Annotated in this window: 13 protein-coding genes; 9 read left to right on the top strand and 4 right to left on the bottom strand. The window is 68.8% G+C overall.

The features are described 5' to 3' along the window. Positions 1 to 55: 55 nt before the first annotated feature. Positions 56 to 2,014 carry a hypothetical protein gene (locus ACIBAF_RS01035; RefSeq protein ID WP_399461323.1) on the bottom strand — a complete coding sequence of 653 codons (1,959 nt, stop codon included), beginning with the start codon at positions 2,012 to 2,014 and terminating at the stop codon, positions 56 to 58. Positions 2,015 to 2,313: 299 nt separating this feature from the next. Beyond that, a complete protein-coding gene (locus tag ACIBAF_RS01030; RefSeq protein ID WP_399460972.1) occupies positions 2,314 to 2,538 on the bottom strand; it encodes a hypothetical protein in 225 nt (74 codons plus the stop codon). 146 nt (positions 2,539 to 2,684) lie between these two features. On the opposite strand from ACIBAF_RS01030, the gene ACIBAF_RS01025 reads away from it, so the two are divergent. Continuing rightward, on the top strand, positions 2,685 to 3,659 hold the full coding sequence (locus tag ACIBAF_RS01025) for a carbohydrate kinase family protein (RefSeq protein ID WP_399460971.1): 975 nt from the start codon (positions 2,685 to 2,687) through the stop codon (positions 3,657 to 3,659). A 1-nt stretch (position 3,660) separates the two neighbouring features. Here ACIBAF_RS01025 and ACIBAF_RS01020 read toward each other — a convergent pair whose 3' ends face one another. After that, complete coding sequence (locus ACIBAF_RS01020) at positions 3,661 to 5,043, bottom strand: cysteine desulfurase/sulfurtransferase TusA family protein (protein WP_399460970.1); 1,383 nt, start codon at positions 5,041 to 5,043, stop codon at positions 3,661 to 3,663. A gap of 332 nt (positions 5,044 to 5,375) precedes the next feature. Here ACIBAF_RS01020 and coxB point away from each other — a divergent pair, with 332 nt between their 5' ends. The 4 genes from coxB to ACIBAF_RS01000 all read left to right on the top strand — a co-directional run bounded on the left by coxB (position 5,376) and on the right by ACIBAF_RS01000 (position 9,848). Further along, the gene (coxB, locus tag ACIBAF_RS01015) at positions 5,376 to 6,335 is read left to right on the top strand and encodes a cytochrome c oxidase subunit II (RefSeq protein ID WP_399460969.1); all 960 of its coding nucleotides are present in this window, start codon (positions 5,376 to 5,378) and stop codon (positions 6,333 to 6,335) included. After that, on the top strand, positions 6,332 to 8,068 hold the full coding sequence (gene ctaD / locus ACIBAF_RS01010; RefSeq protein ID WP_399460968.1) for a cytochrome c oxidase subunit I: 1,737 nt from the start codon (positions 6,332 to 6,334) through the stop codon (positions 8,066 to 8,068). Before coxB ends, ctaD begins: the two co-directional genes overlap by 4 nt. Next, positions 8,065 to 8,463, top strand: coding sequence for a cytochrome c oxidase subunit 4 (locus ACIBAF_RS01005; protein WP_099937520.1), 399 nt, complete (start codon positions 8,065 to 8,067; stop codon positions 8,461 to 8,463). The genes ctaD and ACIBAF_RS01005 overlap by 4 nt, the downstream gene beginning before the upstream one ends. A gap of 131 nt (positions 8,464 to 8,594) precedes the next feature. After that, complete coding sequence (locus ACIBAF_RS01000; protein WP_399460967.1) at positions 8,595 to 9,848, top strand: Ig-like domain-containing protein; 1,254 nt, start codon at positions 8,595 to 8,597, stop codon at positions 9,846 to 9,848. Positions 9,849 to 9,903: 55 nt separating this feature from the next. Here ACIBAF_RS01000 and ACIBAF_RS00995 read toward each other — a convergent pair whose 3' ends face one another. Then, a complete protein-coding gene (locus ACIBAF_RS00995) occupies positions 9,904 to 10,308 on the bottom strand; it encodes a hypothetical protein (RefSeq protein WP_399460966.1) in 405 nt (134 codons plus the stop codon). Positions 10,309 to 10,495: 187 nt separating this feature from the next. Between ACIBAF_RS00995 and ACIBAF_RS00990 the strand changes: the two genes are divergently transcribed. The 4 genes from ACIBAF_RS00990 (at position 10,496) to ACIBAF_RS00975 (ending at position 14,685) form a co-directional block, all read left to right on the top strand. Next, positions 10,496 to 11,116, top strand: coding sequence for a heme-copper oxidase subunit III (locus ACIBAF_RS00990; RefSeq protein WP_327314500.1), 621 nt, complete (start codon positions 10,496 to 10,498; stop codon positions 11,114 to 11,116). A 64-nt stretch (positions 11,117 to 11,180) separates the two neighbouring features. Next, complete coding sequence (locus ACIBAF_RS00985) at positions 11,181 to 11,993, top strand: c-type cytochrome (RefSeq protein ID WP_399460965.1); 813 nt, start codon at positions 11,181 to 11,183, stop codon at positions 11,991 to 11,993. Beyond that, a complete protein-coding gene (locus ACIBAF_RS00980) occupies positions 11,990 to 13,051 on the top strand; it encodes a Rieske 2Fe-2S domain-containing protein (RefSeq protein ID WP_399460964.1) in 1,062 nt (353 codons plus the stop codon). The genes ACIBAF_RS00985 and ACIBAF_RS00980 overlap by 4 nt, the downstream gene beginning before the upstream one ends. Beyond that, a complete protein-coding gene (locus tag ACIBAF_RS00975) occupies positions 13,048 to 14,685 on the top strand; it encodes a cytochrome bc complex cytochrome b subunit (protein ID WP_399460962.1) in 1,638 nt (545 codons plus the stop codon). Before ACIBAF_RS00980 ends, ACIBAF_RS00975 begins: the two co-directional genes overlap by 4 nt. The last annotated feature ends 59 nt before the right edge of the window (positions 14,686 to 14,744 follow it).

Here is a 14,744-nt window from a genome sequence, read left to right as displayed (position 1 = left end):
AGGCGGCGGCCCCCTCCGATGGGGCCGCCGCCTTCGCCGTTCGCCGCGCCGGCCGTCACTGGGCCTGCGGCAGCCGCGCCCCCGGCTTCTCCAGAGGGATCGCCTTGCCGTCCGTGCCGACCACCTTCCGACTGCCCAGCGGCTGGTCCAGCTGCACGGTCTTGTAGAACTGCTTGGCGATCAAGATGCAGATCTTGTCCGGCCAGGGCGTCTCCGTGACGGTGACCTTCACCTCGCCCGTGCTCTCGGTCGCCGTCGCCTTGTAGTCGGCGCACACCCCGCCGGTGAAGGTCACGGTCAGCTCCTTGCCCTCGGCGGTGTACCCGTCCGGGTGCACGTCACGCGTCTTCGGGGCACTGCCGGTCGGCGTCGGCGTGGGCGTCGTCGCGGACTTCAGATACGCCGGCTCGACGGCAGGCTGCGTCACCGTGTACCCGGCGGCGGCCCCCGCGCCCTTCACGTCGAACAGCCAGGACGGCACGAGGACCTGCCGGCCGCCCGAGGTGTGCGGGGCGAGCCCGAGCACCGCGTCCTCGACCGTCACCGTCTCCTGCTGCGGCGCCGCCGTGGACGTACCGCACGGGCTCTCCAGCCGGTCCTTCAGCGGCACCGGGCTGGCGCAGCCGCCGATGCCCATCCGGTGGTCGCTCCCCGGCGCCGCGTTCAGCGCGGCCAGCGCCTCCCGAGCGCTCAGCAGGGGGTACGTGTCGCCCTTCACCGGCGCCTTCAGCTGGCCGTTCGCGCCGACGACCTCGCCCTGCGCGTTGACGCTGATCCCGGTCGTCCAGCCGTAGGTGGGCAGACCGCCGATCACCGGATCGGCGTTCACCACCCGCTGGGCGCCCATGAGCTGGCTCGCGTCCACCTTGGCGTCGTCCTGGCCCACCGCCTTCAGGATCGGCGCCGCCGCCTGCTTCGCGACCGCCTCGCTCACCGCGTCGCCGGCCGGGGCCGCGGGATCCCGGGTGCACTTGACCGTGCCGCCCGTGCAGTCGTCGGTGCCGGGCGCGTACCGGGTGAAGGTCCAGATTCCCGGGGCCTGCCGGTTCACCCGCAGCACCGGTCCCGAACCGTCGGCCGCGCCGACCTTCCAGGCCTCCCCGTCGACCATGGGCGTCCCGTCGGCCCCCAGGACCTTCGCCAGTCGGGCCACCTCGTCCTTTGTGACCGCGCCCTTCGCCCAGTACGCGGGCGCGGAGGCCGGACCCTCCGGAAGCGTGCCGGCGGCCTTGTAGGTCACCCCGTAGGGGTTCGGCTCGCCGGGCGCGATGCCGTTCGAACCGCCGTCGGAGGTACCCGTACCCCCGGAGTAGTCGTCCAGGGGGAGCGCGGCGGGGGCGCCGTCCCCGGAGGGCGCCCCGGAACCGGACCCGCCGGACCCGCCGCCCGAGCCGCTCACGACACTGGAGGTGAGGTACGCCCCGCCGCCTCCCACGAGCAGCACGGCGGCGGCGACGGAGGCGATGAGCACGGGGGAGCGCCGCCGAGAGCCGGCCGCGGCCTCCTCGTCAACCCCGCTCACCTGGACCTCGTCAGAAACCTCGCAGCCCGTGCCCGCCTCGGAAACCTCGCGGGCCGTGCCTGCCTCGGAAACCTCGCGGGCCGTGCCTGCCTCGGAAACCTCGCGGGCCGTGCCTGCCTCGGAAACCTCGCCGACCGGGGCCTCTTCGGGAACCTCGCGGGCCGTGCCTGCCTCGGAAACCTCGCGGGCCGTGCCTGCCTCGGAAACCTCGCGGGCCGTGCCCGCCTCGGAAACCTCGCGGGCCGGGGTCTCCTGGGAAACCTCGCCGACCGGGGCCTCTTCGGGAACCTCGCCGACCGGGGCCTCTTCGGGAACCTCACGGGCCGGGGTCTTCTCAGGGACCTCACTGACCGGAGTTCCCTCGGGATCCTCACGGCCTGGGGCTCCCTCGGGATCCTCACTGACCGGGGCCTCCTCGGGAGCTTCGCTCGCCAGGGCCTCTTCGGGAACCTCGCTCGCCGGGGCCGGGGCCGGGGCCGGAGCAGGGGGCATGCCCTGTGCGTCGCCCGCCTTGCGCAGCGGCGAGGCCTTGGGAACGGCGCTCTCCTCCGCCGCACCGCCCTCGGCGCCCGTCTCCGCCGCACCGCCCTCGGCGCCCGTCTCCTCCGGCTCGCGCGCGGCGTCGTCGTTCTCGGGTCGCTCGGTGTTCACCGCATCGCTCCTTCGGCTGCCCTGCTGTCGTACCTCACATCCCCTTTACGGGGGACGGCGATGGGACGCGACAGGGGAGCGCACGGTTCCCTTCCGAGCGCCCTACCGAGGAAAGCCGAGAGAAACCGAGGGAAAACCCCCTAGTTCCCGTAATCCAGTACGACGTCGTCCAGCATGGCCTCCAGCAGCCGCGCCGACTTCGCCGGGACGCTCACGCCGTGGATGAGTGACGGGGAGACCGGACGGGAAGCGCTCTTCTCCGGGGCGGCCCAGTGCGGAGCCATCCGGGCGCAGTCACCGCGCAGCGACGCCAGGTCGCCGTCGAGGTCGGCCGGAAGGGGTGCATGGACCTTGAGGTTCGTCATAACCGAACCGTATGCACGCCACGGCCCGCGAAGAAAGATCTACTATCGGGTAGTTTCAGCTGCTTCAGTGGCACCGGGTCACCGGGTCACCGGGTCACCGGGTAGCGTGAACTGTCAATCCCCCTCCCCACAGGAGAGTCCACGCCGTGCGCATCGCAGTCACCGGCTCCATCGCGACCGACCACCTCATGACGTTCCCCGGCCGCTTCGCCGACCAGCTCGTCGCGGACCAGCTGCACACGGTCTCGCTGTCCTTCCTGGTCGACAACCTGGACGTGCGCCGGGGCGGCGTGGGCGCGAACATCGCCTTCGGCATGGGCCAGCTGGGCACCGGCCCGGTCCTGGTCGGCGCCGCCGGCGCGGATTTCGACGAGTACCGGGCCTGGCTGGACCGGCACGGCGTCGACACCGGCTCGGTCCGCATCTCCGAGACCCTGCACACCGCCCGCTTCGTGTGCACCACCGACGCCGACCACAACCAGATCGGCTCCTTCTACACGGGCGCGATGAGCGAGGCCCGCCTGATCGAGCTGAAGACCGTCGCCGACCGGGTGGGCGGCCTCGACCTGGTCCTGATCGGCGCCGACGACCCGGAGGCGATGCTCCGGCACACCGAGGAGTGCCGCTCCCGCTCGATCCCCTTCGCCGCCGACTTCTCCCAGCAGATCGCCCGCATGAACGGCGACGAGATCCGGATACTGCTGGAGGGCGCCACGTACCTGTTCTCCAACGAGTACGAGAAGGGCCTCATCGAGTCCAAGACCGGCTGGAGCGACGCCGAGATCCTCGCCAAGGTCGGCCACCGCGTCACCACCCTCGGCTCGCGCGGCGTCCGCATCGAGGCCGCCGGCGCTGACCCGATCGAGGTCGGCTGCCCGGAGGAGGAGGCCAAGGTCGAGCCGACGGGCGTCGGCGACGCCTTCCGCGCCGGTTTCCTCTCCGGTCTCGCCTGGGGCGTCTCCCACGAGCGCGCCGCGCAGATCGGCTGCATGCTCGCCACCCTCGTCATCGAGACGGTCGGCACCCAGGAGTACCAGCTCCGCCGCGCCCACTTCATGGACCGCTTCACCAAGGCGTACGGCGACGAGGCCGCGGACGAGGTCCGCACGCACCTGGCGTGACTCAGGAGACCCGGCGGACCAGGTAGGCGAAGCCACGGTCCGCCGGCTCCTCGCCGACGTACTCCTGTCCCCGCATCTCGCACCACGCGGGGATGTCGAGGCGGGCCGCCTCGTCGTCGGACAGCACCCGCACCGTGCCCCCGACCGGCACGTCCCCGATGACCTTCGCCAGCTCGATGACGGGGATCGGGCACCGCCTGCCCAGCGCGTCCACCACGAGCTCCTCGCCCCGTACGTCCGCTGCCTGCGCGGACATGGGCGCCCCGAGCTTCTCCCGCACCCCCGCCACGGCCCCCGGCAGTACGGCGAGGAACCTCTCCACGTCCTCCTCGGCCGCCCCCGCCGGCAACGAAACCCGCACGTTTCCCTCACTCAGCACCCCCATCGCCTTCAGCACATGGCTGGGCGTCAGCGTGCTGCTGGTGCAGGACGAACCGGACGAGACGGAGAACCCCTCCCGGTCCAACTCGTGCAGCAGCGCCTCCCCGTCGACGTACAGACAGGAGAAGGTGACGATCCCCGGCAGCCGGCGCTCCGGATCCCCGACGACCTCCACCTCCGGGACGACGGCCCCCACCCGAGCCCGGATCCGCGCCGTCAGCTCCCGCAGCCGCACCGCCTCGGCCGCCGCCTCGGCCTGCACCGCCCGCAGCGAGGCCGCCGCGGCCACGATCGCCGGAAGGTTCTCGAACCCGGCCGCCCGCCCCGACTCCCGCTCGTCCGCCGGGCCTTGGACGGCGAACCGCACTCCCTTGCGCACCACGAGCATCCCGACGCCCGACGGCCCGCCCCACTTGTGCGCGCTGGCCGCGAGCAACGACCAGTCCCCCGCCACCCGACCCCACCCGAGCGACTGCGCCGCGTCCACCAGCAACGGCACCCCGGCCGCCCGGCACGCCTCGGCCACCCCGGCCACCGGCTGCTCGGTCCCCACCTCGTGGTTGGCCGACTGCAGACAGGCGAGCGCGGTATCGGTCCGCAGGGCCTCGGCATACGCCTCGACGGCCACCGCCCCCGCCCGGTCGACGGCCACCCGTGTCAGCGTGCCGCCGTCCCGCTCATGCGCTTCGGCCGAATGGAGCACTGAGGAGTGTTCGACAGCTGACACGATCAGGTGATGTCCGACCCGCTGACGCCCGGCCAGCGCGCCCGCGACGCCGGAGTGCACGGCCCGCGTTCCCGAGGATGTGAAGACCAGTTCGTCCGGTCGGCACCCCACCGCCTCGGCGGCCGCCTCACGGGCGGCGTCGAGCAGCATCCGCGCCCGCCGCCCCTCCCGGTACAGCCGGGCAGGGTCGGCCCACCCTTCGTCGAGCGAGGCCAACAGGGCCTGGCGGGCCACGGGATGCAGGGGAGCGGCGGAGGCGGCGTCGAAGTAGGACACACGTCAACGTTAAGACGTGGGGCAGCTCCACGCGGGGCTCGGGACTGTTTCGAGCTGCGGCTCCGCCGCGCGGGCGCGATCAGTCACGATGGTCCCGTACTCGCCGTACAAGCCGCATTGACGAGCTATTAGGCGCTATCAGCTGCCCGTCCCCACCCCTTCGGGGTGACCGGCGGCGCGTATGCCACCCTCCCCGCGAACCCCCGGAGGGCGTCGGCTAGGGTTTGGTCCGCATAAACATCCAAACCCCTGCCCGACGCAGGGCGGCGACCGACCAGCGAGAAGGCAGGCCGCAGCCAACCGCGCGGGCGAGACTCTCGGGAAGGCGCTACGTGAGTCCCAACGGCTCCGACCGCTCGCCGCGGCGCCCGATGCGGCGGAAGCTGCTGCAGGCAATGACCGCGGGCCTGGTCCTGGCGACCGCCACCGGTTGCACATACAAGGACTTCCCCCGCCTTGGCATGCCCACCCCGGTCACGGAAGAGGCTCCGCGGATCCTCTCCCTGTGGCAGGGCTCCTGGGCTGCCGCGCTGGCCACCGGCGTGCTGGTGTGGGGCCTGATCCTGTGGAGTGCTTTCTTCCACCGGCGCAGCCGCACAAAGGTCGAAGTTCCTCCGCAGACCCGGTACAACATGCCCATCGAGGCGCTGTACACGGTTGTGCCGATCATCATCGTCTCGGTGCTGTTCTACTTCACGGCACGCGACGAGTCGAAGCTGCTGAGCCTCGACAAGAAGCCCGACGTCACGGTCAACGTGGTCGGTTTCCAGTGGAGTTGGTGCTTCAACTACATCGAGAACGTCGAAGGTTCCGACGGGAACGCGAAGACCGACAAGAACCTGGCCGCGATCCCGGACCGGTTCAAGGCAGACTTCCCGGACAACGCGGGCGGCACCTACACCTGCGGCACCCCCGGCGAGAAGAACCCGGAAACCCACAACCCGGGCCCGACCCTCTGGCTCCCCGAGGGCAAGACGGTCCGCTTCATCCTCACCTCGCGTGACGTCATCCACTCCTTCTGGGTGGTGCCGTTCCTGATGAAGCAGGACGTCATCCCGGGCCACACCAACGCCTTCCAGGTGACCCCCAACCACGAGGGCACCTTCCTGGGCAAGTGCGCCGAGCTGTGCGGCGTCGACCACTCCCGGATGCTCTTCAACGTGAAGGTCGTCTCTCAGGAGCGCTACGAGCAGCACCTCAAGGACCTCGTGAAGAAGGGGCAGACCGGTTACGTTCCCGCGGGCATCGAGCAGACGCCGCACGAGAAGAACCGGGAGACGAACAACCTGTGAGCATCCTCAACGAACCCCAGGGTGCCGCGGCAGCTGAAGACTCCTACGAGAATGAGCTGCCGGTCCGGCGCAAGCAGCCCGGCAATGTCGTGGTCAAGTGGATGACGACCACCGACCACAAGACCATCGGTACGTTGTACCTGGTCACGTCGTTCGCGTTCTTCTGCATCGGTGGCGTGATGGCGCTCTTCATGCGCGCCGAGCTAGCCCGACCGGGTCTGCAGATCATGTCGAACGAGCAGTTCAACCAGGCGTTCACGATGCACGGCACGATCATGCTGCTGATGTTCGCGACGCCGCTGTTCGCCGGCTTCACGAACTGGATCATGCCGCTCCAGATCGGCGCGCCGGACGTCGCCTTCCCGCGGCTGAACATGTTCGCCTACTGGCTGTACCTGTTCGGCTCGCTCATCGCCGTGGCCGGCTTCCTCACCCCGCAGGGCGCCGCCGACTTCGGCTGGTTCGCCTACGCCCCGCTGTCGGACGCGGTCCGCTCGCCGGGCATCGGCGCCGACATGTGGATCATGGGTCTGGCCTTCTCCGGCTTCGGCACGATCCTCGGCTCGGTCAACTTCATCACCACGATCATCTGCATGCGCGCACCGGGCATGACCATGTTCCGCATGCCGATCTTCACCTGGAACGTGCTGCTGACCGGTGTCCTGGTCCTGCTGGCCTTCCCGGTCCTCGCGGCCGCGCTGTTCGCCCTGGAGGCGGACCGCAAGTTCGGCGCCCATGTCTTCGACGCCGCCAACGGCGGCGCGTTGCTATGGCAACACCTCTTCTGGTTCTTCGGCCATCCAGAGGTGTACATCATCGCCTTGCCGTTCTTCGGGATCATCTCCGAAGTGATCCCGGTCTTCTCCCGCAAGCCGATGTTCGGTTACATGGGCCTCATCGCCGCGACCATCTCGATCGCCGGTCTGTCCGTGACGGTGTGGGCGCACCACATGTACGTCACCGGTGGCGTGCTGCTTCCGTTCTTCTCCTTCATGACGTTCCTCATCGCCGTCCCGACGGGCGTGAAGTTCTTCAACTGGATCGGAACGATGTGGAAGGGCTCGCTGTCCTTCGAGACGCCGATGCTGTGGGCGACGGGCTTCCTCATCACCTTCACCTTCGGCGGTCTGACCGGCGTCATCCTGGCCTCGCCGCCGATGGACTTCCACGTGTCCGACTCGTACTTCGTCGTGGCGCACTTCCACTACGTCGTCTTCGGCACCGTCGTCTTCGCGATGTTCTCCGGCTTCCACTTCTGGTGGCCGAAGTTCACCGGCAAGATGCTCGACGAGCGCCTCGGAAAGATCACCTTCTGGACGCTGTTCGTCGGCTTCCACGGCACCTTCCTGGTCCAGCACTGGCTGGGCGCCGAGGGCATGCCGCGCCGTTACGCCGACTACCTGGCGCAGGACGGCTTCACCGCCCTGAACACGATCTCGACGATCAGCTCGTTCGTCCTCGGTCTCTCCGTCCTGCCGTTCTTCTACAACGTGTGGAAGACCGCCAAGTACGGCAAGCCGGTCGGCGTCGACGACCCGTGGGGCTACGGCCGCTCCCTGGAGTGGGCCACGTCCTGCCCGCCGCCGCGCCACAACTTCCTCACCCTGCCGCGGATCCGCAGTGAATCCCCGGCGTTCGACCTGCACCACCCGGAGATCGCCGCGCTCGAGCAGCTGGAGCACGCCGGCCACGGTGGCAGCGCCATCACGGGCAGCAAGGAGGCCGGCAAGTGAAGATCCAGGGCAAGATGTTCGTCTGGCTGAGCGTCTTCGTCCTCGCCATGGCGGTCGTCTATGGCGTGTGGTCGAAGGAGCCGGCCGGCACCACGGCCCTCTTCCTGGCCTTCGGCCTGTGCATCATGATCGGCTTCTACCTGGGCTTCACGGCCCGGCGGGTCGACGCCGGCGCGCAGGACAACAAGGAAGCGGACGTCGCGGACGACGCCGGCGAGCTGGGCTTCTTCAGCCCGCACAGCTGGCAGCCGCTGTCGCTCGGCATCGGCGGCGCCCTGGCCTTCCTGGGGGTCGCGGTCGGCTGGTGGCTGCTGTACTTCTCGCTGCCGCTGATCCTCATCGGCCTGTGGGGCTGGGTCTTCGAGTACTACCGCGGTGAGAACCGCACCCAGTAGCACGCCCTGAACGAGGCGAGAGCCCGGACACTCCGTCAGGAGGGTCCGGGCTCACGCTTTTGGCGTACCGGGCGTCCTCCGTCCGTGTCACTCAGCGCGCCGCGGTTGACGCGGCTCCCTAGCGTGAAGTCATGAGCCACCAACCCCGCCCCCGCACCGTCGTCGGCTGCACCCTGCTGGTGATCGCCCTGGGCGCGGTCGCAAGCGCCTGCGGCTCGGACGGCGACCCCCTCTCCGCGCGCCCCTACGACGCGACGGACCAGATCTCCTTCAACGGCCTCGAGGACGACGCGAAGAAGGCAGATCCGGACAAGCCCCTGGAGGTCACCGCCGAGGACGACGACCGCATCACGGACGTCACCGCCGTGGACGGCCGAGGCCGCTACGTCGCGGGCGAACTCTCCGCCGACGGCAGCCGCTGGCACAGCACCGAGCCGCTGGCCGCAGGCGTCCGCTACACGGTCCGGGTGAGCACCGAGGACGACGACGGCGCCCCCGGCCGCCGGATGCTCACCTTCGAGACCGGCAAGCCCACCGCGAAGAAGCGCCTGACGGTCGCCTTCGGCCCCGACGCGGGCGAGTACGGCGTCGGCCAGCCCGTCACCGCCAAGCTGGACCAGCCCGTCAAGGACCCCGCCCAGCGGGCCGTCGTCGAACGGGCCCTCAAGGTCGACTCCACGCCCGCCGTGCCGGGCGGCTGGCACTGGGTGGACGACAAGGAACTCCACTACCGCCCCAAGGACTACTGGCCCGCCCACGCCGTCATCCGCGCCCACAGCAACCTGGACGGCATCAAGATCGGCGACCGTCTGTGGGGCGGCCCCACGAAGGACCTCAGGCTCACGATCGGCGACCGGGTCATCGCCGTGACGGACGCGGCGGCGCACTCCATGACGGTCTTCAAGAACGACGAGGAGATCAACCAGATCCCCGTCACCACCGGAAAGCCCGGCTTCGAGACCCGCAACGGCGTCAAGGTCGTGCTCGGCAAGGAGTACTACGTACGGATGCGCAGCACCACCGTGGGCATCTCCGCGGGTTCCTCGGACTCCTACGACCTGCCCGTCTACTACGCCACCCGCGTCACCTGGAGCGGCGAGTACGTGCACGCGGCCCCCTGGTCCGTGGGCTCCCAGGGGTACGCGAACGTCAGCCACGGCTGCACCGGCATGAGCACGTCGAACGCCGCGTGGTTCTTCAACAACGTCCGCGCCGGCGACGTCGTCCAGGTGGTCAACAGCGACGGCGACACCATGGAGACCTTCGGCAACGGTTTCGGCGACTGGAACCTGGACTGGGCCAAGTGGGCCAAGGGCAGCGCTCTGACAGGCGCCAAGCAGGAAACAGCCCAGCAGACAGCACGCCTCAGCCCGGCGACGGTGTAGGCCGTCAGGGGCGAGGGGCGACGCCGTGCAACCCGACGCCCCCGCCCCTCGGGCGCTACGCGCTCTGCTGGAGCCTCTTGGTCCGCAACAGGGAAGCAAGAGCCGCAGCGAACTCCACAGGCTCCACAGGGTGCGTCACAGCCGCGTCAGCCCGGCTCCACGTGGCCAGCCACGCATCCTGCGGCCGCCCGATCAGCACCAGCACCGGCGGGCACTGGAACACCTCGTCCTTGACCTGCCGGCACAACCCCATGCCGCCCATCGGCACGGCCTCGCCGTCGAAGACGCAGACGTCGATCCCGCCCTTGTCCAGTTCCCTGACGGCCGCGGCCGGCGTCGCACACTCCACGAACTCCACCACAGGGGCGTCCGGAGCGGGCCGGCGCCCGGTCGCGAGCCGTACCTGCTCGCGGGTGTTGGAGTCGTCGCTGTAGACCAGCACCGTGGCGGTCGCCTGCATGCTTCCTCCGTGACATCAGCGTCGTAAGCGTCGTACGGACAGAACCGATGCCGCGGATGCTACCCCCTTGCACACCTCGTCAACACCGCTTGGAACGCGACTTCGATGGGCCATACGGGCAGTACACACGGTGCGATCGCTCCGAACGGCACCCCCCGGAGTGAGGGCGGGATAAGGGACCGACATAATGTCGGTCGTGGCGACAGCAACGACAGTAGAAACCGGGCACGCGCACCCGTCGGTCAATCGGCCGAACCTCACCAGCGTCGGAACCATCATCTGGCTGAGCTCCGAGCTGATGTTCTTCGCGGCCCTCTTCGCGATGTACTTCACCCTGCGATCGGTGACGGGTCCTGATCACTGGAAGGAAATGGCCGAGTCCCTGAACTTCCCGTTCTCGGCCACCAACACCACGATCCTGGTGCTCTCCTCGCTCACCTGCCAGCTCGGCGTCTTCGCCGCCGAGCGCGGTGACGTGAAGAAGCTCCGGATGTGGTTCATCGTCACCTTCATCATGGGTGCGATCTTCATCGGCGGGCAGATCTTCGAGTACACGGAGCTGGTGAAGAAGGACGGGCTCTCGCTCTCCTCCGACCCGTACGGCTCGGTGTTCTACCTGACCACCGGCTTCCACGGCATGCACGTGACGGGCGGCCTCATCGCCTTCCTGTTCGTTCTCGGGCGCACCTACGCGGCCAAGAGGTTCACCCACGAGCAGGCGACAGCGGCCATCGTCGTGTCCTACTACTGGCACTTCGTCGATGTCGTCTGGATCGGCCTCTTCGCCACGATCTACATGATCAAGTAGCCGGGCCCGCTCTCCCGCACCTCCGCAAGCATCGACGCAGAAGATCCTGACACCGGGGTAATCCGTGAAAAAGCTCTCCGCACGACGACGCCATCCGCTGGCGGCGCTCGTCGTCCTAGTCCTCGCGCTGGCATGCACAGGGTGGCTGTACGCCGCGCTCGCGCCCGCGAGCAAGGCGCAGGCAGACGACACCGCCCAGTCCCTCGCCATCGACGAGGGCAAGAAGCTCTTCGCCGTAGGCTGCGCCAGCTGCCACGGCACCGGCGGTCAGGGCAGCTCCGACGGTCCGAGCCTGGTCGGCGTGGGCGCCGCGGCCGTCGACTTCCAGGTCGGCACCGGCCGCATGCCGGCGGCGACCTCCCAGGGCGCCCAGGTGCCGAAGAAGAAGGTCATCTACACGCAGGCCGAGATCGACCAGCTCGCCGCGTTCATCTCCTCCCTCGGCGCCGGCCCGTCCGTCCCGACCGAGGCCGAGTACGGCCCGGAGGGCGCGGACATCGCCAAGGGCGGCGAGCTGTTCCGCACCAACTGCGCGCAGTGCCACAACTTCACCGGCAAGGGCGGCGCCCTCACCAAGGGCAAGTTCGCTCCGACCCTTGAGGACGTGGACCCGAAGCACATCTACGAGGCCATGCAGACCGGCCCGCAGAACATGCCCTCCTTCCCCGACACCACCCTGTCGGAGCAGAACAAGAAGGACATCATCGCGTACCTGCACGCGGTCAACAGCGACGAGACGAACAACCCCGGTGGTCTGGAGCTGGGCGGCCTCGGGCCGGTCAGTGAGGGCCTGTTCGCCTGGATCTTCGGTCTCGGCGCCCTGATCGCGGTCGCCGTCTGGGTCGCCGCTCGGACCGCAAAGGCCAAGAAGTCATGAGTAGCCAAGACATTCCAGAAGAGAACCTGCCCGCTGAGCAGGGCCACGCGCACGGTACGGCGGTAGGCGTCGCGGACGAGAAGAACCCGTTCGCCGACCCCGGCCTGCCGCCCCACGAGCACCGCGTCCAGGACATCGACGAGCGGGCCGCCAAGCGGTCCGAGCGTGCCGTCGCCTTCCTGTTCACGCTGTCGATGCTCGCCACGGTCGGCTTCATCGCCTCGTACGTGACGATCCCGGCCGACAAGTCGATCTTCGTGTTCCCGATCGGTCACCTCAGCGCGCTGAACTTCGCGCTGGGTCTGACGCTGGGCACGGCGCTGTTCACCATCGGCGCCGGCGCGGTCCACTGGGCCCGCACCCTGATGTCGGACGTGGAGGTCGCCGACGAGCGGCACGCGATCGCGGCCGACCCCGAGGTCCGCGCGAAGGTCCACGCGGACTTCAAGCAGGGCGCCAAGGAGTCCGCGCTCGGCCGTCGCAAGCTGATCCGCAACACGCTGTTCGGAGCGGTCGCCCTGGTGCCGCTCTCCGGTGTCGTGCTGCTGCGCGACCTCGGCCCGCTGCCCGAGGACAAGCTGCGGCACACGCTGTGGGCCAAGGGCAAGCTGCTCGTCAACATGAACACGAACGAGCCGCTGCGTCCCTCGGACGTCGCCGTCGGTTCGCTCACCTTCGCCAAGCCCGAGGGCCTGGAGGAGCACGACGAGGATTTCCAGAACGAGATCGCCAAGGCGGCCCTGATGATCGTCCGGCTGCAGCCGGACAACATCAAGGACAAGCGCGAGCTCGAGTGGTCGCACGAGGGCATCGTGGCGTACTCGAAGATCTGCACCCACGTGGGTTGCCCGATCTCCCTGTACGAGCAGCAGACGCACCACGTGCTGTGCCCCTGCCACCAGTCCACCTTCGACCTCTCCGACGGTGCCCGAGTGATCTTCGGCCCCGCCGGTCACGCCCTGCCGCAGCTGCGCATCGGTGTGAACGACGAGGGCTACCTCGAGGCGCTCGGCGACTTCGAAGAGCCCGTCGGTCCTGCTTTCTGGGAGCGCGGATGAGCACCACAGAGACCACCGAGACCCGCGCACGCGGGAAGGCCCCGGCCGGCGAGCGCGTCGCCGACTGGGCCGACGGCCGGCTCGGGATCTACTCCCTGGCCAAGGCCAACATGCGCAAGATCTTCCCCGACCACTGGTCGTTCATGTTGGGCGAAGTGTGCCTGTACAGCTTCATCATCATCATCCTGACGGGTGTGTATCTGACGCTGTTCTTCCACCCGTCGATGAACGAGGTGGAGTACCACGGCAGTTACGTCCCGCTCCAGGGACAGCTGATGTCCGAGGCGTTCAGCTCGACCCTGCACATCTCCTTCGACGTGCGCGGCGGTCTGCTCATCCGGCAGATCCACCACTGGGCGGCGCTGATCTTCCTCGCCGGCATGTTCGTGCACATGATGCGCGTGTTCTTCACGGGTGCGTTCCGCAAGCCGCGTGAGATCAACTGGCTGTTCGGCTTCCTGCTGTTCGTCCTGGGCATGTTCACCGGCTTCACCGGTTACTCGCTCCCGGACGACCTGCTCTCCGGCACCGGTGTCCGCTTCACCCAGGGCGCCATCCTGTCGATGCCGATCGTCGGCACGTACATCTCGATGTTCCTGTTCGGCGGGGAGTTCCCGGGCCACGACTTCGTGGCGCGGTTCTACTCGATCCACATCCTGCTGCTGCCGGGCATCATGCTCGGCCTGGTGGTCGGCCACCTGATCCTGGTCTTCTACCACAAGCACACGCAGTTCGCGGGCCCCGGCAAGAGCAACAAGAACGTCGTCGGCATGCCGCTGCTGCCGGTGTACATGGCCAAGGCCGGAGGCTTCTTCTTCCTGGTCTTCGGCGTCATCGCGGCCATCGCGGCGATCGCGCAGATCAACCCGATCTGGGCCATGGGCCCCTACCGTCCGGACCAGGTGTCGACCGGCGCCCAGCCCGACTGGTACATGGGCTTCGCCGAGGGTCTGATCCGGTTCATGCCGGGCTGGGAGATCAACCTCTGGGGTCACACGCTCGTCCTGGGCGTCTTCATCCCGCTGGTCCTCTTCGGCGTGGTCCTCGGCGCGATGGCGGCCTACCCGTTCATCGAGTCCTGGATCACCGGCGACAAGCGCGAGCACCACATCCTGGACCGCCCGCGCAACGCGCCGACCCGTACGGCGCTGGGCGTCGCCTGGGTCACGATGTACATGATCACGCTGGTCGGCGGTGGCAACGACCTGTGGGCCACCCACTTCCACCTGTCGATCAACTCGATCACCTGGTTCGTCCGGATCTTCTTCTTCGTCGGACCGGTCATCGCGTACATCCTCACCAAGCGGATCTGCCTCGGTCTGCAGCGTCGCGACCACGACAAGGTGCTGCACGGTCGCGAGACCGGCACCATCAAGCGGCTGCCGCACGGTGAGTTCATCGAGATCCACGAGCCGCTCAGCCAGGAGCAGCTGCACACCCTCACCGCGCACGAGCAGTACGCGCCGGCCGCGATCGGCGCGACCGTCGACGAGAACGGCGTCGAGCGCAAGGTGAAGGGCTCGGAGAAGCTCCGCGCCAAGATCAGCAACGCGTACTTCGGCGAGGACCAGCAGATCCCGAAGCCGACTGTCGAGGAGTACAAGGAGATCACGAGCGGCCACGGCCACCACTGATCCCAGGCGTCGCCACGCCACCTGCAAAGGGCCCCGTCCGGTCTTCGGACGGGGCCCTT

The organism is Streptomyces sp. NPDC051677 (assembly GCF_044453465.1).
Classification (GTDB): domain Bacteria; phylum Actinomycetota; class Actinomycetes; order Streptomycetales; family Streptomycetaceae; genus Streptomyces.
The sequence above is the reverse complement of the archived record's forward strand: the minus strand, read 5'-3'. Positions and strand labels throughout refer to the sequence as shown.

What these genes read in the sequence shown, in the direction of transcription:
- ACIBAF_RS01035 (WP_399461323.1), bottom strand. Translation starts at nt 2,014, where the DNA reads ATGCCCCCTGCTCCGGCCCCGGCCCCGGCCCCGGCGAGCGAGGTTCCC.
- ACIBAF_RS01030 (WP_399460972.1), bottom strand. Translation starts at nt 2,538, where the DNA reads ATGACGAACCTCAAGGTCCATGCACCCCTTCCGGCCGACCTCGACGGC.
- ACIBAF_RS01000 (WP_399460967.1), top strand. Translation starts at nt 8,595, where the DNA reads ATGAGCCACCAACCCCGCCCCCGCACCGTCGTCGGCTGCACCCTGCTG.
- ACIBAF_RS00995 (WP_399460966.1), bottom strand. Translation starts at nt 10,308, where the DNA reads ATGCAGGCGACCGCCACGGTGCTGGTCTACAGCGACGACTCCAACACC.
- ACIBAF_RS00990 (WP_327314500.1), top strand. Translation starts at nt 10,496, where the DNA reads ATGTCGGTCGTGGCGACAGCAACGACAGTAGAAACCGGGCACGCGCAC.
- ACIBAF_RS00980 (WP_399460964.1), top strand. Translation starts at nt 11,990, where the DNA reads ATGAGTAGCCAAGACATTCCAGAAGAGAACCTGCCCGCTGAGCAGGGC.
- ACIBAF_RS00975 (WP_399460962.1), top strand. Translation starts at nt 13,048, where the DNA reads ATGAGCACCACAGAGACCACCGAGACCCGCGCACGCGGGAAGGCCCCG.